Origin of the sequence: Paenibacillus sp. NPDC058177 (genome assembly GCF_042883835.1) — a bacterium.
Lineage (GTDB): Bacteria > Bacillota > Bacilli > Paenibacillales > Paenibacillaceae > Paenibacillus_AQ > Paenibacillus_AQ agri.
This window is the reverse complement of the sequence record NZ_JBHVVB010000003.1, coordinates 36,000-54,374: the sequence shown is the minus strand read 5'-3', so window position 1 is coordinate 54,374 and position 18,375 is coordinate 36,000. Positions and strand designations below refer to the sequence as shown.

Here is an 18,375-nt window from a genome sequence, read left to right as displayed (position 1 = left end):
TTTCCCAGTAGCAGCGAGCATTAGGATTCTCCTCAAAACTAACTATTCGTTCCGATTTTGATTTGCAGCCTGCGCTGTGCGGGATTCTTGACGGGGCAGAAATAGGTCTGACCGGGAAGGGTGGCAAAGCCGCTTTTATGCGATAGCCCGTTTTCGACCGGAAGGATGACCCCTGTAATGAAGGAAGCGTGATTACTAAGCAGCCAGGCCCCAAATTCTAAATTTTGCATCCCACCCAAGTCCAATATGAAAGATCCTCGGACATGTGATTTATATGATTTTCACCGCTATAAAGAACGTCATGTGGTGGAATGTTTTTTCAACAAACTCAACCAATTTCGTGGAATTTGCAACACGCTATGACAAGCTCTCACGAAATTTTTTGAGCTTTGTTTTTCTCGCCTCCGCTATAATTTTGTTGAAGTAGCACTATTGAAATTAATTTTCAGACACGCCCTAATAGGTGCTAATAAAGATAAATAGAAATTAACGGCATTTTCGTACCTTAAATTCTTTGCAACCAGGGTTTAGTGGAGATTAAGTGCAATATTGTACCTTAAATATTTAAAAACACCCCAACCAGTGTGCTTTTTCGGAAAATAAGATACAAAAACGCCCTTATTTCCCTCATTAACCTATATTGAAGAAAAATAAGGTACAAAAATGCCGTTAGTTGGGAAGGGGGCTCCTCTTTGTCACTTTTAAGACGACTGGTGAGGGGGAATATACCGCTTCTCGTGACAACGTTGGATTTGAATAGTTATGGATATAGGTCTTGTTGTCGAAAGTCCATGTTCCGGGGCTAGCTTTTCCAATGGAAAGCTTTCAGGCGAGACTCAAAAAAGACTCTTTAAAGGAGTTTTTTTATGTTGTGTCAACCGCTTGTTATATCCCTGTAGTCCAAGTATAATGTGGATTAGAGAGCGCTTTAATAATGGGCAGCCAATACGGGTCTGCTGTTTATGGAGAAGGGGGATTACTTGCAGTGAAATTGCTGGGAGCGATAGAAGCAGGAGGAACAAAGTTTGTCTGCGGGATCGGAACAGAGGATGGCAATATTATTGACCGGATCAGCTTTCCGACATTAACACCGGAAGAGACGATGGGGCAGGTATTGAATTATTTCAAGGATAAAGGCGTGGAGTCGATCGGAATCGGTTCGTTTGGACCGATTGATCCGGTGCTCGGCAGTCCTACTTATGGATATATAACCACGACACCGAAGCCGCACTGGGGGCAATATAACCTTGTCGGCACTGTGGCGGAGCACTTTAATGTGCCGATCGGTTTTGATACGGATGTCAATGGTGCAGCACTTGGTGAATACACGTGGGGTGCAGCGCGTGGTTTGGACAGCTGTCTCTATATTACTGTTGGAACAGGCATCGGCGCTGGCGCAGTGGTGGGCGGCAAGCTGATTCATGGACTCTCACACCCGGAGATGGGCCATATTCTCGTCCGCCGTCATCCAGAAGACAAATACGAGGGCTTCTGCCCTTATCATGGCGATTGTCTGGAAGGTCTGGCAGCTGGTCCGGCCATTGGTAGCCGCTGGGGCCAGCCTGCGGGTGAATTGCCTGCCGATCATCCTGCATGGGAGATGGAGGCACACTATCTGGCGCATGCCCTGATGAATTACGTGCTGATTCTGTCTCCGCAGAAGATCGTTATGGGCGGTGGGGTTATGAAGCAAAGTCAGTTGTTCCCGTTGATCCACAAGAAGTTGCAGGAACTGCTGAATGGCTATGTGCAGCATCCGGCCCTGAATGAAGGTATCGGTAACTACGTTGTGCCGCCTCAGTTAGGAGACAATGCAGGTTTGGCCGGTGCGATCGGCCTTGCTAAGCTGGCCTTGGACAGAGAGCAGTAAGAAATAGGGATTGACTGTACGGTAATATATGGTATTGTAGGATTTAACAGTATAGCATCGTCATGAGGAAGCACCTCTTTCGCGTTGATCGCGGAGGAGGTGCTTTTTGGCGTGGTTTGGGGCATGGCTTGTATTTTCCGTAGAGGAAGAACAGCACGGTGGCCGGATGTGGGAGTATGAAGCATCGGTTAAAGTGCTGCCCCGATGTCTCCAACATGCTTGCTGTAAGACGGGAAAGGATGGGATTGTTATGCAGATAATTTTCATGAACCGCTTGTCGAGGTTGGCTGGCCGGGAAGAAGAGGAGTTCGCTCAGTTATGGATCGGCGAGGAGGAGGGTGTGTGGAGCCTGGGCTGGCGTGATTTTTCGGTAAATACTGCCGAGGAGAGTACGGACAGCCTTTGGTATGAAGGTGGATCATGGAATGAGATGCTCTGTGTATACCGACATGAATTGGCGGTGAAGATGGGGGCCGGATACCGTCCATTGATTGACGGCGGCTTGCACGAAGAGGAGGTACTGCCCCGCCGGGGCCGGGAGCAGCTGAAGCTGCAGTATTACAGTGAGCATTACAGTCAGGAGAGTATCTATGATGAACTATGCGCTTGGCGCCGGGGCCGTGCATCCAGTGAACGCAAGGCTCCTTACATGCTGGCGAGCAATCGTCTACTGCGCCTGCTTAGTACCTTTCTGCCGAAGACGACAGAAGAACTGCTGCAAATTCCCGGCATCGGCGAAGCCAAGGCAGCTCAGTATGGCGCAGACTGGCTGGCAGTAACCTCTGCCGCCCCAAGAGAGCGTAATTTTCCGCTGGATTGGGTCTATGAGGAGATTGGGGACGATGAATTCTCCTCCTGGTTATATAAGCAGAAGGAGCTTAAGTATAAGCGACAGCTAGAGCGGCTGCGGCTGAATCGGACTCTGCTTCAGGGTATTGAGAGTAGTCTCGGACTGGAGCAGTTGAAGAACGAGACGGGAGTCAGCCGTAGAGAACTGCTAGAAGCGCTGGAGGAACTGGAGAAAGACGGATACTCTGTGGAGAAACTGATACAGCATGAGCTTGGAAGTATGGCGCATGAAGAGCAGCAGGCGGTTTGGAAGGCCTATGAAGAGTTTGGCGACCTGTTCCTGAAGCCGGTACTGTACAAGGTCTATGGCGATGCACCACCTGCTGCTGCGGGAGGCCTGGAAATCCATTATGAACGCCTGCGGCTGATTCGCATCCGGTTCCGGCGGGAGCAGGCTGGAAGCCTTGATTCGGCGATGAGCTTTTAGCATCACGTTACATAGCAAAAAGACGAAGGAATCATACCCCGCAGGGTGTGAACTCCTTCGTCTTGTACTTTCGTTAATGATCCTTCATAGCCAGTCTTTTTTACGGAAGATATAGAGCATTCCGCAGCCGAGGGTCAGCATCAGACCAATTACGGTGTAGTAACCATATTTGCTGTGCAGCTCGGGCATATGGTCAAAGTTCATCCCGTAGATGCCGGTAATGACAGTCAGGGGCATGAATATAGTTGTAATCGCGGTAAAAACTCTCATGATTTCATTGGCACGGTTGGCGATACTGGACTGATAAGCTTCTCGTAAGTTGCCCATCAGATCACGGTAGGTCTCAAAAGTCTCGGAAATTTTGACGGCATTCTCATAGATGTCGCTGAAGTACTTCTGAAGCTGATCGTCGATCAGCCGGAGATCCTTTTTGTTCAACGTGTTGATAACTTCTTTCTGCGGACCGAGCATTTTCTTGAGCCACAGAATTTCACTGCGCAGACCGATGATTTCACTAAGATGCGATTTCTTCGTATGCATGAGGATATCTTCCTCCAGCTTCTCAATCCGGACTTCAATCCGGTCACCGACGGAAAAATAATTATCCACTACAAGGTCAATGAGCAAATATAGAAACTTATCCGGCTCGCTGACTTCTTGCTCCCACAGCATTGGTTTGAGGACACGTAGTTCATTGATCTTCTGCTTCGTCACTGTGATGATAAAATGTCTTCCCAGGAAGACGTTAAGTGCGCGCAGGAAAATCTCCTCATCATCAAACCGGATGCTGTTCACTACAATAAAGTAGTGACTTTCGTATATTTCAATTTTTGGACGCTGCTCCTCTTCGCTGAGACAATCCTCAACGGCGAGATCATGCAGATTGAACATGGGCTGGATGAGTTCCAGATCCTCCACATCAGCATCGATCCAATAAAATCCCTCACCAGGAGGGGATAATGTTTCATTAATATCATCAATAGGCGTAAAAACCCCTGCGTTGACCAGCCGGATTTTCATCTGATTCACTCCTTCGATCCCTGTCTTCTCCAGGGACATGCTAATAAAAGCACAGAGAAAAAATCAGCTTGGCCGGGGTCATGTCAAGGTGAATCGGCAAATGACGTTTCGAGGGCATGAAGAAGAACTGCTCCCGCCGCCGGCAAGCTGATGTTAATCCTGTGTGGTTGTTCGTTCTGTACATTGAGCTGCGAACTCGGGTCGCCCTCCATAATCCTCTCACCTCATCTTGTCGTCCAGTTTAAAACCCTTGTCTAGTATAACGCCGGGGTATGCCTCTTTCAAGGAAAATTCTTGTCATTTTCAAGGCTCTTCAGCATTGTATGGACTTGACGAGAAGTGGGTTCATGATTTAAAGTGAATTTTAAGAAAATTCAACTGAATACAGCTAAATCTTATCAAGAGCAGGTGGAGGGACTAGCCCGATGAAACCCGGCAACCGGCGTGAAGACGCACGGTGCTAATTCTTGCAGGAGACTTTGAAGCGGGCAGATGCCCGGTGAAGATTTCTGGCAGATGAGAGAGGCGCATATGTGAATAAATATGACCTTTCTCGTTCAGAGTAAGGTCTTTTTTGTTTACCCAATGTTAACAGCCGCCAAGCGGTATTCTATTACCAAGGAGTGAAGACGAGAAATGCCAATTAAGATTCCAGACAGTCTGCCGGCGAAAGAGATATTGTCGGGAGAAAATATTTTTATCATGGACGAGAGCGAGGCGTTTCATCAGGATATACGTCCCTTGCGCCTTGCCATTCTAAATTTGATGCCTACTAAAGAAACCACGGAAACCCAGTTGCTCCGGTTGATCGGTAACTCGCCTCTTCAGGTGGACATCGTGCTGCTGCGTCCCCGTTCCCATACTTCGAAGAACACGTCGGCGGAGCATCTGAACAGCTTCTACACGACCTTCGATGAGATTAGCCACCGCCGGTTTGACGGACTTATTGTAACCGGTGCTCCTGTGGAGCAGATGGATTTTGAAGACGTAACGTACTGGGAAGAGCTGAAAGAGATTTTTGAGTGGAGTAAAGACAATGTTACTTCCACTATGCATATCTGTTGGGCTGCACAAGCCGGACTGTATCATCACTTCGGTGTGCGCAAGGAAGCATTGCCAGATAAATGTTTTGGCGTATTCCCTCACACACTGAACCATAATAATGTAAAGCTGCTGCGCGGGTTCGATGAACTGTTCTATGTTCCGCACTCCCGTCACACGGATGTGTCCCGCGAAGATATCGAGAGTAATCCGGATCTGCAAATCCTGGCCGAATCGGAGGAAGCGGGCATTTATCTGGTGGCTACCAAGGATGGCCGACAAATTTTTGTCACTGGCCACTCTGAATACGATCCGCTTTCCCTGAAGTGGGAGTATGACCGTGATGTTGCCAAGGGTATGGAGATGGCGCTGCCGAAGAACTATTTTCCAAAAGATGATCCGGAGCGTACTCCGCCGGCGACTTGGCGCGCTCATGCTAACTTATTGTTCTCTAATTGGCTCAATTACTATGTATACCAAGAAACACCCTATGATATTGGTCCCATCATTTAAGTTATAGATGAGCATGCAACAGTGTACTTACTATTAGGAGGTTATAAGGAATGGACGACAAACTGAGGATTGAAAGCAGACTTGCCCAAATCGGATCGCTGGAAGACCCGGCCACCGGAGCGGTAAACTTCCCTATCTATAATGCAACGGCATTTCGCCACCCGAAGCTGGGGCAAAGTACAGGCTTTGACTATAGCCGCACCAAAAGCCCGACCCGTTCTGTACTGGAAACGGCAGCAGCACAATTGGAATCCGGAGATGCAGCTTTTGCCTGTAGTTCCGGTATGGCTGCGTTGCAAACGATCTTCAGCCTCTTCCAACAAGGGGATCATCTGATCGTATCACTGGATCTCTACGGCGGGACTTACCGCTTGCTGGAGCGGATCATGTCCAAGTTTGGAGTCAGTGCTTCTTATGTGGACACCAACGATCTAGAGGCGCTGGAATCGGTTCGCCGTCCGGAGACGAAAGCCGTTGTGATCGAGACACCAACCAATCCATTGATGATGATCACGGATATAGAGGCTGTCTGTACATGGGCCAAGTCGCATGAACTGCTTACCATTGTAGATAATACGCTCCTGACGCCATTCTTCCAGCGTCCGCTGGAACTCGGAGCCGATATCATTATCCACAGTGCTACCAAATATTTGGGCGGTCATAATGACGTGCTGGCAGGTCTAATTGTGACCAAGGGAGCGGAGCTGTCTGCTGAAATGGCGATTCTGCATAATTCCATCGGCGCAGTGTTGGGGCCAACCGACAGCTACCAATTGATGAGAGGTATGAAGACGCTGGCATTACGCATGGAGCGTCATGAGAGCAATTCATTGGAACTGGCTCATTATCTGAAAGGACATTCGGCTATCGCTGAGGTCTTCCATCCGGGTCTGCCGGAGCATCCGGGCTTTGAGATCCAGAACCGTCAGTCATCCGGAAATACCGGTATTTTCTCCTTCAAAGTGAAGGATGCGAGATATGTGGAGCCAATTCTTCGCCACATCCGTCTAATTGCTTTTGCCGAAAGTCTTGGTGGTGTAGAATCGCTAATGACTTATCCTACGGTGCAGACCCATGCCGATATTCCGGTTGAAATCCGTGATGCGGTGGGTGTTGATGACCGGTTGCTGCGCTTCTCGGTCGGCATAGAGCATATTGATGATCTGATCGCGGATCTTGGCCATGCACTGGAACAGGCACGCATTGAGATTGAAACAGCAGATGCACAAGGAGGCCAGGCATAATGAGTGATAACAACGTGAACAAAGATAAGAAGAATAATCTCAAATTCGCTACCCGTCTGCTGCACTTTGGCAGCGAGATTGACAAAGCCACTGGCGCTTCCAGTGTGCCGATCTATCAGGCTTCGACGTTCCATCATGAGGATATTCATAATCCGCCGCTGCATGACTATAGCCGGTCAGGCAATCCGACCCGTCAGGCGCTTGAGGATTATATCGCTCTGCTGGAAGGCGGGGAGCGCGGTTTCGCCTATGCCTCCGGCATGGCAGCTATCTCCAGCACGTTCCTGATGCTGTCCTCCGGTGATCATGTGATCGTTACTGAGGATGTCTATGGCGGTACATACCGGCTATTGACGCTCATCCTGAACCGTCTGAACATTGAAAGCACATTTGTGGATATGACGGATCTTGAGCAGGTCAAAGCTGCGCTTCAGCCGAACACGAAAGCCGTATATATGGAAACTCCGTCGAATCCGACGCTGAAAATTACGGATGTTGCTGCTGTCTGCGAATGGGCCAAGAGTCATGAGCTTCTGACTATCCTGGATAATACGTTCATGACCCCTTATTACCAACGTCCAATCGAACAGGGCGTGGATATTGTCCTGCACAGTGCGACGAAGTTCCTTGGCGGTCACAGCGATGTGTTGGCTGGTCTTGCCGTAGCGCGTACCGCAGAGATTGGCAAGCAGCTCAAAATGCTGCAAAACGGTCTGGGCACCGTGCTGGCTCCGCAGGAAAGCTGGTTGCTGATGCGCGGAATGAAGACGCTCGAGGCGCGCATGGCGCATAGCGAGATCAGCGCAGCCAAGCTTGCGGCCTGGCTTGACGCCCGCAGCGATATTACGGCTGTGTTCTACCCGGGACTGGCAAATCATCCGGGACGCGAGATCCATGAATCGCAATCCAGCGGTTATGGCGCGGTCGTCTCGTTCGATGTTGGCTCCGGTGAGCGGGCTAAGCGTGTGCTGAACAAGGTGACGCTGCCGCTTGTTGCGGTCAGCCTTGGCGCAGTGGAGAGCATCCTGTCCTACCCGGCTTTGATGTCCCATGCGGCGATGCCGGCAGAGGTTCGGGCGGCTCGCGGTATTACAGACGGACTGCTTCGCTTCTCGGTCGGCCTAGAGTCCATCGAGGATCTCATTGTTGATCTGGAGCAGGCGCTTGCGGAAGAATAATTAAGGTTAGGACGGACAGTTTCGTTTTCGGACGAAGCTGTCCTTTTTGAATTCAGAAACGGTTCTGTGAGCGGGGATGGTATGTTTTTTTACATGGAGGAAGGCCTTTTCCAAAAGATGGTTAAGGTCGTTAGACTTTGTGAAAAAAATTTCTCAAGCGGTCCGGATTGTGTTACGATGAAGGAACGAACATATTCAATTGTCTTATAAATTTTATGAAAATACCATAAAGATATGGGTTTTAAAGGAGGCTGCGAACGATGAGTGCGATAGACCTGATCTTGGATAAAGCGCTGCGGGGAGACCGGCTTGGGCTGGAGGATACCGTAAGATTGTTCGAGAGTAACGAGATTGAGAAAATGGGCGCTGCTGCCGACATTATTATGAAACGTTGGCATCCGGACCCGATGGCGACCTTCGTCATTGGCCGCAATGTTAACTATACGAATGTGTGTGATGTGTACTGCCGTTTTTGTGCCTTTTACCGCAGACCGGGCTCTGATGAGGGGTACGTACTACCGGATGAACTTATTTTCCAAAAAATTTCCGAGACGATTGCTGTCAACGGGACTGAAATTCTAATGCAGGGGGGCGTGAACCCTAATCTGCCTTTCAATTACTACACCGATTTGCTGCGTGGGATCAAGCAACGCTTCCCGGAAATTACGATGCACTCCTTCTCGCCTGCTGAAATCATGAAGATGAAGGAAGTCTCTGGTCTGTCACTGGAAGAAGTTATCCGCGAGATTCATGCGGCTGGACTGGATTCACTTCCAGGCGGTGGTGCCGAAATTCTCGATGACCGTACACGCCGTAAAATCAGCCGTCTTAAAGGCTCCTGGCGCGACTGGATGGACGTTATGCAGACCGCGCATAAAGTCGGTATGAACACGACGGCGACTATGGTCATTGGCCTTGGCGAGACTATGGAAGAGCGGGCACTGCATTTGCTGCGAGTGCGTGAAGCTCAAGATGAGTGCATTGCTAATAAGTATGACTCCGAAGGCTTCCTGGCCTTTATCTCCTGGACCTTCCAGCCGGATAATACCAACCTGAAGCTGGACAGACAGACACCTGAAGAGTACCTGAAGACAGTAGCGATCAGCCGTCTGGTGCTAGACAACATCAAGAACTTCCAATCTTCTTGGGTAACTATGGGGCCGGAAGTCGGCAAGCTGTCGCTGCAATATGGCTGCAACGATTTCGGCAGCACAATGATTGAAGAGAACGTTGTGTCCTCTGCGGGCGCTACGTACAAAGTTAACATCGAGTCCATTACCCAACTGATCCGTGAAGCTGGCAAAATCCCGGCACAACGCAACACGCGTTACGATATCCTGCGGGTATTCGATGATGCTAATGCGAAGATCGACAATGATTTTGTGATGCAGAACTAGGCAGAGAGGCTGCTAGTCTAGAGTTTCGAGGCTAAATATAGACCGTAGATTCATTCGGGAAAATCGAATGTGTCTACGGTCTTTTTGTCAGAAGAAAATAAAGTATTAGACTCGAAAGGTAACCATCGTGAAAGAAAGTTCCGGCCATATACAATTGCATATGAAGTAGGCACTCATGGACTACTGCCGGGAGTGGCTTTTTTCGTGTTATGATAATACACAGAAGAAGTCCCTATTTTGTTTCCTTCAGCTTGGATTTGAAAACCCTGAAATCATTTTCTACCTTTCTATACAAGAGTGAACAGCCGGAATGAGAGAAGTAGGGAAATAAACAGCCTGCGTGATCCTTATGGAGCTTCGACATGGTGTACGACAAGCATTTGTTAATAATTCGAGTTGAATTACTTATCATTTCTTATCTTATCTGAATCAATAGAATCAGTAGCTTGGAAGAAGGAGAAATAGAAATGAAGCATTGGGCTTTGTGATATAATGTGGTAAAATCTTCAACTCCAAAAACGCAGAAACTAAACCTGCATGTAGCCTCATCTTTCGGAGAGATTATTTCTCAATAACCGTTGTTTCTGGTGTTTCTGGATTGATGATATCCCAAGAGGAGGAAAACAGAAATGAAGAAGAAGGTTGTTACGACTTTATGCGGTACCATGATACTTTTAGTGGGCATGGGCACAGGTGCTTTCGCGAGCTCGCATCTCCAAGAAATTAAAGCGTTGTTAAACGGAGATTTAAAGATCAGAGTGAACGGGGAGATTACCCCTCTCAAAGATGGCAATGGCAAAGCGGTGCTTCCCATTACTTATAAAGGAACTACGTATCTTCCGGTACGATCTGTTTCTGAGCTGCTGGATGTTCCGGTGAATTATGACGGGACAGCCAAAGAGGTGATTATTGGCGAACAGCAGGCAGGCGTTCCCGTGAAGCAGGAGGATTTTAACACCAGTCTGCATACCAAGGACCCTGCACTGACCAAATACGGCGGCAAGAATTATAAGGAAGTGCTGTACAGTGCACCTAATTCCAATATTAAATATACCGCGCTCAGCCCTAACGGCAAATATCAGAAACTTGTTCTGCAATTCGCTGCGGTCGGCAAGGAAGTGGAGTCTCTTGAAATTATGGATAATGACAAGAATGTGCTTCTTAAAAAAGTAGAGAAGATTTCGCCTAATAGTGATCTCCAGACGATTGAGGTAGATATCTCTGGAGTAAAGAACATCGCAATAAATGTGACACAAGCTGTTGACGGCGGGTTCATTATTCCGCTAGATACTTCAATTTACAAGTAAGATTAAGCAGAGAAGCCCACAATGCCCGTATAGGCGTAGTGGGCTTCTTTTCACGTGAGATTACATTTGATTTTTTCTCGTCCTTTTGCAATGAAGAGATTTAAATCCATCATCCGTTATATGTGGACGGGCTTACAGGGGATGTGTCGTCGGAGTGTCAGAAAAAAATAAAGTATTAGACTCGAAAAATAAAGTTGTAGACTGGCATGGCGGTTAGCGAACGGCTGATGAAATAATAATTTACATCCATATCCAAAAGTGATATCATTTAAATATCAAATGAATATCTAGTTGGAGGGGTCTATATGACGGAAAAAATTCTTCGCCCTGTTAGCGGTTTCTGGGTTATTGCATTGCTAGTTCTTTGTTTGGCTGGTGGAATATACGGCGCCGCTCAGGAATATGTTATTGTGCCTGTCATCTTGTTCGTAGCAGCAGGCGTACTGCTGACCAGTATTACAGTAGTTCAACCGAACAAATCGGTTGTGGTGACATTTTTCGGGCAATATGTTGGAACGATATCTACAAGCGGGCTATGGGCGGTTATTCCGTTCAGTGGCCGTAAGACAGTCTCGCTTCGGGTTCGTAACTTCAACAGCGCCAAACTGAAGGTGAATGATGTCGAGGGGAACCCGATTGAAATTGCAGCAGTTATTGTATTTAAAGTAATCAACTCTGCCAAGGCGCTCTTCGATGTTGATAAATACATGGAGTTCGTGGAGATACAGAGCGAGACAGCGCTGCGTCATGTAGCTAGCAAATATCCATATGACAACTTCAATGAAGCCGGAATGTCCCTGCGGGCCAATGCCGATGAAATTGCCAAGGAGTTGGCAAGTGAACTGCAAGAGCGCCTGTCCATCTCTGGCGTCGAAGTCATTGAGGCACGGCTAACGCATTTGGCTTATTCGACTGAAATTGCCAGCACGATGCTTCAGCGTCAACAGGCGTCGGCGATTCTGTCCGCACGGCAGATCATTGTAGAAGGTGCTGTGGGCATGGTAGATATGGCGATTAAGCAGCTTAAAGAGAGCGGCGTGGTAGAACTGGATGAAGAACGCAAAGCGGCGATGATCAATAATTTGATGGTGGCGATTGTGTCCGAGCGTGGAGCTAGCCCGGTCATTAACGCTGGCTCGTTGTACTAAGGCGGTATAATTATGGCGGCCAAGAAAAGCTTTCCGCTGCGGATTGATCCAGAGCTGCATGAAGCGCTGGAGCGCTGGGCAGGGGAGGAGTTCCGCAGCGTAAACGGACACATCGAGTATCTGCTGCGTGAGTCGTTGAAGCGTGCTGGTCGCTTGCCCCAGAAGAAACGCCGCGAAGAATGATTCTGCTTCGGGAAGTGCGGCGACTGGCAGCATCAATAGTTATTTTCAATGTATAACAAGGATCGGACTTCTTCTGGCTTGACTGCCGGGGGAGGTCCGATTTATAATTTACTGGTAAATTCACGCGAACAGCTTTGACAAAGAAATGGACAATCGCTTCGGACCGTTCAGAGAGAGGAAACAATGGCTGCAAGTTCCTCCGGTATCCGGCTTTTGATTTACCCCTTTGTAGCTGCGGTTATGAACTCCCGGGAACTATCTAGTGGACAAGACTTGGGACAGTAAGAATCGCCGGTTCATGGCCGTTATTCCCATGCTGACTAAGGATTCTGTACTCGAAAGCCACTTCATTGGCGTTAGGAGAAGGAATCGAATTTGGGTGGAACCACGGGTGCAATCACTCGTCCCTTTGCGGGACGGGTGTTTTTTGTTGCAAGGAACATCTCGTTCCGTACAAGTAAAAGACCTACGGGTCTAATGATTTTTGAGGAGGAAATATAATGGCAGTAAGCATTAAGTTACCGGACGGCTCAGTCCGGGAATATGCGGAAGGCAGCACCATCGATGATGTGGCGGCTTCCATTAGTAGCGGACTTCGTAAGAACGCCGCTGCAGGTAAATTGAACGGAATCGTCGTCGACTTGTCGACTCCGCTTCAGGAAGGGGCGCTGGTAGAGATCGTGACTTTGGATTCGCCAGAAGGTCTTGAAGTGATGCGCCACAGTACCGCGCATTTGATGGCTCAAGCGGCAAAACGTCTGTTCGGAGCCAAAGAAGTCAAGCTGGGCGTTGGACCGGTTATTGAAGATGGCTTCTATTATGATATGGATTTGGAACATCCGCTTAATCCTGAGGATCTGCTCAAGATTGAGAAGGAAATGGAGCGGATTATTAACGAGAATCTGCCGATCGTACGCAAAGAGGTCAGCCGCAAGGAAGCGCTCGATATTTTCGGAGAACTGGGTGACCCTTACAAGCTGGAACTGATTCAGGCGCTGCCTGAGGACAGCATTATTACAATCTATGAGCAGGGCGAGTTCTTCGACCTGTGCCGTGGTCCGCACGTACCGTCCACGTCCAAGATCAAAGTCTTCAAGCTGATGAGCGTAGCCGGTGCTTACTGGCGTGGAGACGCCAAGAACAAGATGCTGCAACGTGTATACGGTACAGCCTGGATCAAGAAAGCTCAACTGGATGAACACCTGCGCTTGCTTGAGGAAGCGAAGAAACGCGATCACCGCAAGCTAGGGAAAGAACTGGAGATTTTCACATTCAATCAGCTCGTTGGTCAAGGTCTGCCAATTTGGTTGCCTAAGGGTGCCAAGCTGCGCAGCATTCTGGAGCGTTACATTGTCGATCTGGAAGCCAGCTTGGGCTACCAACATGTATACACTCCGGTACTGGGGAACGTAGACTTGTACAAGACCTCCGGCCACTGGGAGCACTATCAGGAAGACATGTTCCCTAAGATGACTATCGACAACGAAGAGTTCGTTCTTCGTCCGATGAACTGTCCGCACCATATGATGATCTATAAGAGCTCTATGCACAGCTACCGTGACCTTCCGATCCGTATCGCAGAGCTGGGTATCCAGCACCGCTACGAGATGTCTGGCGCTCTGACTGGTCTTCACCGTGTGCGTTCAATGACCCTGAATGACTCCCATATTTTCTGTCGTCTGGATCAAATCAAAGGCGAATTTATTCGTGTAATTGAGCTGATTCAGCAAGTATACAAGGATTTCGGCATCAACGATTACCGTTTCCGCTTGTCTTACCGTGATCCGAAGGATACTGAGAAATATTTTGCCAATGATGAAATGTGGGACACCGCTCAACGTATGTTGCGTGAAGTTGTAGAGGAAGCGGGTCTGCCATTCTACGAAGCTGAAGGCGAAGCGGCGTTCTATGGTCCGAAACTCGACGTACAAATCAAGACTGTGCTTGGCAAAGAAGAAACATTATCCACAGTCCAAATTGACTTCCTGCTGCCAGAACGCTTTGAATTGGAGTATATTGGCGATGATGGCCAGAAGCACCGTCCGGTAGTATTGCACCGTGGTATTCTGGGTACGATGGAGCGTTTTGTCGCATTCCTGTTGGAGAATTTTGCGGGTTCCATGCCACTCTGGTTGTCGCCTGAGCAGGTTAAGGTTATTCCGGTCTCCACTGCATTCGATGACTATGCCAACGAAGTAACCGATAAGCTTCGCCGCCGCGGAATTTCAGCCGTTGCGGACCTGCGCAACGAGAAGCTGGGCTACAAGATTCGTGAAGCACAGCTGGAGAAGCTGCCTTACATGTTCATTGTGGGTGAGAATGAGATGAATGCTGGTTCCGTCTCAGTCCGCAAGCGTGGTGAAGGTGACCTTGGAGCCAAGCCGGTTCAGGAAGTCATTGAACTGCTATCCCAGGAAATCGCTGATCGTGTTATTTCCTAAGATCAACAAGCTAATCTAACTACCAAGTATAAGAAGAACAAAAGAAAGTAACAAAAAGCAAGAAGGAACGAAGGGGAAAGTTTGGAACTGTAGGAGCGTAGCGCTCGCATTTGTCAGCAGATTTCAACTGCTAGAGGCAGTTTAATCAAAGAAATCTGAAGACAACAGCGACCGGAAGTCCAAACATTCCACCGTAGTGACGACCCAGCCTTACGTTAGGATCTTAAGTTCGTCTTATATAAAAAACCTCTGAATATATGCCCGTGGGCGACAGTTTTACTGTTCCCTACGTATAAAATTTTGAGAATAGGGAAACCTTCGCTAATAGGGGGAGGTTTATCTTATGAACAAAATGGGCATGTTTCAGAGGTTTTGGTGTTTAATCGTCACTGCAGCGCTTCTGCTGGGCGTAGCCGGAATATACCCGGAGTCACGGCAAAAGGCAGTGCAAGCAGACGGTCTGAGTCCTGGAATCCAGACCGCCCGTGCGACAATATATTCGAACGAAGTCTACACACCACCGGTAACGGCACCACCTACGCAGCGGGATGCTGTACAAGTTCCTAAGGCTTCAACGCCGCCCGTAACGCAGAAGAAGGGTAGCGAGGCTCCAGCGAAGGCGCCCGCATCCGTACCTGTAGCAGCACCAGCAAGAGAGCAGATTATTACGTCAATGAAGGTCACAGCAACGGGTTATACCGCAGGGTACGAATCGACCGGGAAAACCGCCAAGCACCCGGAATATGGAATTACATATTCTGGTGTTAAAGTTCGCCGCGACAAAAATACGATTTCAACGATAGCAGCGGACCCTAAAGTGCTCCCGCTAGGCAGCATCCTCTATGTTCCTGACTATGGCTATGCTGTGGTAGCAGATACAGGTTCTGCGATTAAGGGACGGAAAATCGATCTTTATTTTGCCACTACCAAGCAGGTCTACAAGGAATGGGGTAAAAAAACAGTGGTGGTGCATGTGATCAAGCGGGGTAATGGAAAATGTACAGAAGCTATGCTGAAGAACCTCAGCCATGCGATCCAAACTTACAATTCCGTTCCGCCAAATCTGCTGGAAGAAGTCATCTAGCATTGAGAACTGCGGCATCTGCTTCACGGTTTGAAATATAATTCACTTGGCCATGCATAATCTATGCGGCCATTTCCCATAATACGGACTGGGGCAATGATTCATTGCCTCGTCCGGACCAACCTCACTGGCCTGGTGTAACCATGTCATGAGGAGAAAAAGGGAGGTGAATTCCGTGGCTAACTCCAAGAAACCAAAAGTTCAAGAAAACTATAAAACACCGAATGAAAAATACAATGCTGAGTTTGCGGTTGAAAATGACGGCGCAAACAGCAAGAGCAACACATCTGTTGCTAAGCCGGTTCAAAAACCGCAGCAATAATTATCTTACAGCAGACCTCTGCTGAAGAATCAGACTGCCCTCATCAGCGATAAAGCTGCCGGGGGCAGTCTTTTTATTATGAAATCTGTAGGGAAGATAATTTTCAACCTTAAAAGTATATTTTAACCAATTTAAGTGTTAATATTGATAAAAAAGAAATATTTTCTTCCAGCCCAAACATTCCACCATAGTGACGACCAGGCCTTGCGTTCGGATCTTAAGTTCTTCTTGTATAGTACATATAAAATAAGCGAAGAAAGGGTTTTGTCCGTATGAAGAAGAGGCATTTTAGATTAACTGTGAGAGTAAAATTAGTGGTCTCTTTCATTGGAGTAGTAATTGTGCCCTCGCTGATCATTGGTACGATGGCTGCGCAAAGCTCCAGGAACCATATGCGCCAGCAAATGCTGAGTAGTGCGCAACAAAGTGTGGAGACGGTTAATTCAATTATCAGTCACAGCATCGAGTCAAAAAAAAGTGATGTTGATTTCATCACTAGGACACTGGAAGGTTCTACGCTGCAAGGTCCGGCTGCTCAGAATCTGGTCCCCATGCTGGAACAATATCTGGGACTGAACCCAGACATCAATAATGCATACATAGGCACCGCAGAGGGTGCAACCATCCAGGGCAGCGGGACAGAACGTTTGAACAATGATCCTCGTGAACAGGATTGGTACAAGTCTGCCTTGGCAGACCCTGGTCAAATCAGCCTTACTCCCGTTGTGCTGGATGCCAAAGGCAGCCCAGAGATCATTATGTCGAAAGCGGTTGCAAATGGAGCAGGAGTGCTAGGTGTATCCCTGAACCTTGACGCGATCCGAACGGAGTCCAGCATTACTATTGGCAAGGAAGGATATGTCATCGTGCTGGACAGCAACAAAAAGATAGTGGTGCATCCTAACCTTAAACCGGCTGAACCAGGTGGAGCCAGCTACACGGAGCAGATGTTTGCCGACAAGAGTGGGAACTTTGAGTATTTGCTGGATGACCGGGAGAAGGAAATGTTCTTTACGACCAACGAGCTGACTGGCTGGAAAATAGGGGGGACACTCTACGTCAGTGAGATGAACGCGGGTGCCGAGGCTATTAAGAAAACAGTGAATATTACGATTGCCATCATTTTGATTATTATGATCACTGTTAGCCAGTTTATTGTCAGCACCATCATTCGGCCTCTGAACAAGCTCAAGTCAGCTGCTGAGCGGATCAGTAAAGGTGACCTGACGGAAAATGTGGATACCCGAAGAAAGGATGAGTTTGGAGACGTGGCCCGTAGCTTTCAGAACATGGTTGATAATCTGAGAGCAATGATCATGGGTGTTCAGGAAACGACGGATTTGGTATCTTCGTCCGCTGAGGAGCTGGCCGCTGGTGCAGAGCAGACCAATCAGGCTATAGAACAGGTTAGTGTGGCGGTACAGTCGCTGTGTACGGGCAGCGAGCGTCAGGTCGAGCGTGTGCAAAAGGGAGCGCAGAGTATGGAGTACATGGCAGCGGAAATTGGGATATTGTCGAGCCGCATGCAGGAGGTATCAGCCGGGATGATCCAGACCTCTGCGGCGGCCACAGATGGAAATGCAGCGGCAGAACAGGCGGTCCAACAAATCCACCGTGTGCAGGAGACTGTGGAGCGGCTTGACGAGGTTGTCTTCAAACTGGAGGAACGCTCGTCGGAGATTGGGAGTATCGTGGATGTAATTACCGGCATCTCCCGGCAGACCAATCTGCTGGCACTTAACGCCTCCATTGAGGCAGCCCGTGCCGGAGAGCTGGGCCGGGGGTTCGCAGTGGTTGCCAATGAGGTGCGGAAGCTGGCTTTTAACTCGGAGGAATCCGCCTCCCGAATCAGTGAATTGATACAAGCAGTCAAGCAGCATGTTGAGGAAGTGGCAACGGAAATGCAGCATGCGAAGGAGAAAGTGTCCGGCGGAATCGAAGCGGTCAGTCTGTCCGGCCATTCTTTTGCCGAGATTACAGGAACTGTGAACCAGTCGGCTTCAACCCTGGGAGAGCTTGCCAAGGCGGTAGAAGCTATGACCCATGAAGTAGCGGGGGTGACAGAGCATATGGAACAGATTCGGAGCATCTCTAAGGAATCTGCCGGTATTACGGATTCTGTCTCAGCAGCTACTGAGGAACAGCTTGCGTCTACAGAGGAGATAACCTCTTCTTCCGTAGGTTTAGGCCAGATGGCAGAGCAGCTGCGGCTGCTTGTGCTCCGTTTTAAGATTCACTAAGATCAACTACAACCTGTAATTAGATGTAATATAATCCCATATTCCTCGGTCTTGAGGCTGAGATGCTTTTCCTTCTCCCGCCGCTGTACCAAGACCTTGTCTTCCTGTAGA

At 48.6% G+C, this 18,375-nt stretch carries 15 protein-coding genes, 1 pseudogene and 1 riboswitch; of the genes and pseudogenes, 14 read left to right on the top strand and 2 right to left on the bottom strand.

The window, feature by feature from the left end:
* Positions 1-38 precede the first annotated feature (38 nt).
* Complete coding sequence (locus ACFVU8_RS14400; RefSeq protein ID WP_387428056.1) at positions 39-230, bottom strand: hypothetical protein; 192 nt, start codon at positions 228-230, stop codon at positions 39-41.
* On the opposite strand from ACFVU8_RS14400, the pseudogene ACFVU8_RS14395 reads away from it, so the two are divergent.
* The 3 genes and pseudogenes from ACFVU8_RS14395 to ACFVU8_RS14385 all read left to right on the top strand — a co-directional run.
* A pseudogene (locus tag ACFVU8_RS14395) lies at positions 229-427 on the top strand (IS5-like element ISSoc13 family transposase); the annotation flags it as partial. The gene ACFVU8_RS14400 and the pseudogene ACFVU8_RS14395 sit on opposite strands and share 2 nt — an antisense overlap.
* 558 nt (positions 428-985) lie before the next feature.
* On the top strand, positions 986-1,870 hold the full coding sequence (locus ACFVU8_RS14390) for an ROK family protein (RefSeq protein WP_379465032.1): 885 nt from the start codon (positions 986-988) through the stop codon (positions 1,868-1,870).
* Positions 1,871-2,120: 250 nt separating this feature from the next.
* Positions 2,121-3,146 carry an HRDC domain-containing protein gene (locus ACFVU8_RS14385; RefSeq protein WP_387428757.1) on the top strand — a complete coding sequence of 342 codons (1,026 nt, stop codon included), beginning with the start codon at positions 2,121-2,123 and terminating at the stop codon, positions 3,144-3,146.
* Positions 3,147-3,230: 84 nt separating this feature from the next.
* On the opposite strand, the gene corA is transcribed toward ACFVU8_RS14385, so the two are convergent.
* The gene (gene corA, locus ACFVU8_RS14380; RefSeq protein ID WP_066373916.1) at positions 3,231-4,166 is read right to left on the bottom strand and encodes a magnesium/cobalt transporter CorA; all 936 of its coding nucleotides are present in this window, start codon (positions 4,164-4,166) and stop codon (positions 3,231-3,233) included.
* A 392-nt stretch (positions 4,167-4,558) separates the two neighbouring features.
* A riboswitch (SAM riboswitch) is annotated at positions 4,559-4,689 on the top strand.
* Between the two features lie 113 nt (positions 4,690-4,802).
* On the opposite strand from corA, the gene metA reads away from it, so the two are divergent.
* The 11 genes from metA (at position 4,803) to ACFVU8_RS14325 (ending at position 18,264) form a co-directional block, all read left to right on the top strand.
* Positions 4,803-5,720 carry a homoserine O-acetyltransferase MetA gene (gene metA / locus ACFVU8_RS14375; RefSeq protein WP_066373917.1) on the top strand — a complete coding sequence of 306 codons (918 nt, stop codon included), beginning with the start codon at positions 4,803-4,805 and terminating at the stop codon, positions 5,718-5,720.
* 50 nt (positions 5,721-5,770) lie between these two features.
* The gene (locus ACFVU8_RS14370) at positions 5,771-6,964 is read left to right on the top strand and encodes an aminotransferase class I/II-fold pyridoxal phosphate-dependent enzyme (RefSeq protein WP_387428054.1); all 1,194 of its coding nucleotides are present in this window, start codon (positions 5,771-5,773) and stop codon (positions 6,962-6,964) included.
* Positions 6,964-8,142: a trans-sulfuration enzyme family protein gene (locus ACFVU8_RS14365; protein WP_175374144.1), complete on the top strand. Its 1,179-nt coding sequence runs from the start codon at positions 6,964-6,966 to the stop codon at positions 8,140-8,142. The genes ACFVU8_RS14370 and ACFVU8_RS14365 overlap by 1 nt, the downstream gene beginning before the upstream one ends.
* A 260-nt stretch (positions 8,143-8,402) precedes the next feature.
* Positions 8,403-9,539 carry a cyclic dehypoxanthinyl futalosine synthase gene (gene mqnC / locus ACFVU8_RS14360; RefSeq protein ID WP_175374145.1) on the top strand — a complete coding sequence of 379 codons (1,137 nt, stop codon included), beginning with the start codon at positions 8,403-8,405 and terminating at the stop codon, positions 9,537-9,539.
* A 629-nt stretch (positions 9,540-10,168) separates the two neighbouring features.
* Positions 10,169-10,846, top strand: a complete 678-nt coding sequence (locus ACFVU8_RS14355; RefSeq protein ID WP_066373928.1) for a stalk domain-containing protein — start codon at positions 10,169-10,171, stop codon at positions 10,844-10,846.
* Between the two features lie 305 nt (positions 10,847-11,151).
* Entirely contained in the window at positions 11,152-11,994 is an 843-nt protein-coding gene (locus ACFVU8_RS14350) for an SPFH domain-containing protein (RefSeq protein ID WP_379202724.1), read from the top strand.
* Positions 11,995-12,006: 12 nt separating this feature from the next.
* Positions 12,007-12,177: a type II toxin-antitoxin system antitoxin gene (locus ACFVU8_RS14345; protein ID WP_066373934.1), complete on the top strand. Its 171-nt coding sequence runs from the start codon at positions 12,007-12,009 to the stop codon at positions 12,175-12,177.
* 500 nt (positions 12,178-12,677) lie between these two features.
* Entirely contained in the window at positions 12,678-14,618 is a 1,941-nt protein-coding gene (gene thrS / locus ACFVU8_RS14340) for a threonine--tRNA ligase (protein ID WP_387428053.1), read from the top strand.
* 343 nt (positions 14,619-14,961) lie between these two features.
* Positions 14,962-15,702, top strand: a complete 741-nt coding sequence (locus ACFVU8_RS14335; RefSeq protein ID WP_246317449.1) for a 3D domain-containing protein — start codon at positions 14,962-14,964, stop codon at positions 15,700-15,702.
* A gap of 175 nt (positions 15,703-15,877) precedes the next feature.
* Positions 15,878-16,024 (top strand): hypothetical protein, encoded by a 147-nt coding sequence (locus ACFVU8_RS14330; protein WP_175374065.1) that lies wholly within the window; start codon positions 15,878-15,880, stop codon positions 16,022-16,024.
* Positions 16,025-16,365: 341 nt separating this feature from the next.
* Positions 16,366-18,264, top strand: coding sequence for a methyl-accepting chemotaxis protein (locus ACFVU8_RS14325; RefSeq protein WP_387428052.1), 1,899 nt, complete (start codon positions 16,366-16,368; stop codon positions 18,262-18,264).
* Positions 18,265-18,375 lie beyond the last annotated feature (111 nt).

Bases quoted from the DNA above. Each gene is read 5' to 3' on its own strand.
- ACFVU8_RS14370 (WP_387428054.1), top strand. From the start codon at position 5,771: ATGGACGACAAACTGAGGATTGAAAGCAGACTTGCCCAAATCGGATCG.
- ACFVU8_RS14350 (WP_379202724.1), top strand. From the start codon at position 11,152: ATGACGGAAAAAATTCTTCGCCCTGTTAGCGGTTTCTGGGTTATTGCA.
- ACFVU8_RS14335 (WP_246317449.1), top strand. From the start codon at position 14,962: ATGAACAAAATGGGCATGTTTCAGAGGTTTTGGTGTTTAATCGTCACT.
- ACFVU8_RS14355 (WP_066373928.1), top strand. From the start codon at position 10,169: ATGAAGAAGAAGGTTGTTACGACTTTATGCGGTACCATGATACTTTTA.
- corA (WP_066373916.1), bottom strand. From the start codon at position 4,166: ATGAAAATCCGGCTGGTCAACGCAGGGGTTTTTACGCCTATTGATGAT.
- ACFVU8_RS14385 (WP_387428757.1), top strand. From the start codon at position 2,121: ATGCAGATAATTTTCATGAACCGCTTGTCGAGGTTGGCTGGCCGGGAA.
- thrS (WP_387428053.1), top strand. From the start codon at position 12,678: ATGGCAGTAAGCATTAAGTTACCGGACGGCTCAGTCCGGGAATATGCG.
- metA (WP_066373917.1), top strand. From the start codon at position 4,803: ATGCCAATTAAGATTCCAGACAGTCTGCCGGCGAAAGAGATATTGTCG.
- ACFVU8_RS14365 (WP_175374144.1), top strand. From the start codon at position 6,964: ATGAGTGATAACAACGTGAACAAAGATAAGAAGAATAATCTCAAATTC.
- mqnC (WP_175374145.1), top strand. From the start codon at position 8,403: ATGAGTGCGATAGACCTGATCTTGGATAAAGCGCTGCGGGGAGACCGG.
- ACFVU8_RS14400 (WP_387428056.1), bottom strand. From the start codon at position 230: ATGCAAAATTTAGAATTTGGGGCCTGGCTGCTTAGTAATCACGCTTCC.
- ACFVU8_RS14345 (WP_066373934.1), top strand. From the start codon at position 12,007: ATGGCGGCCAAGAAAAGCTTTCCGCTGCGGATTGATCCAGAGCTGCAT.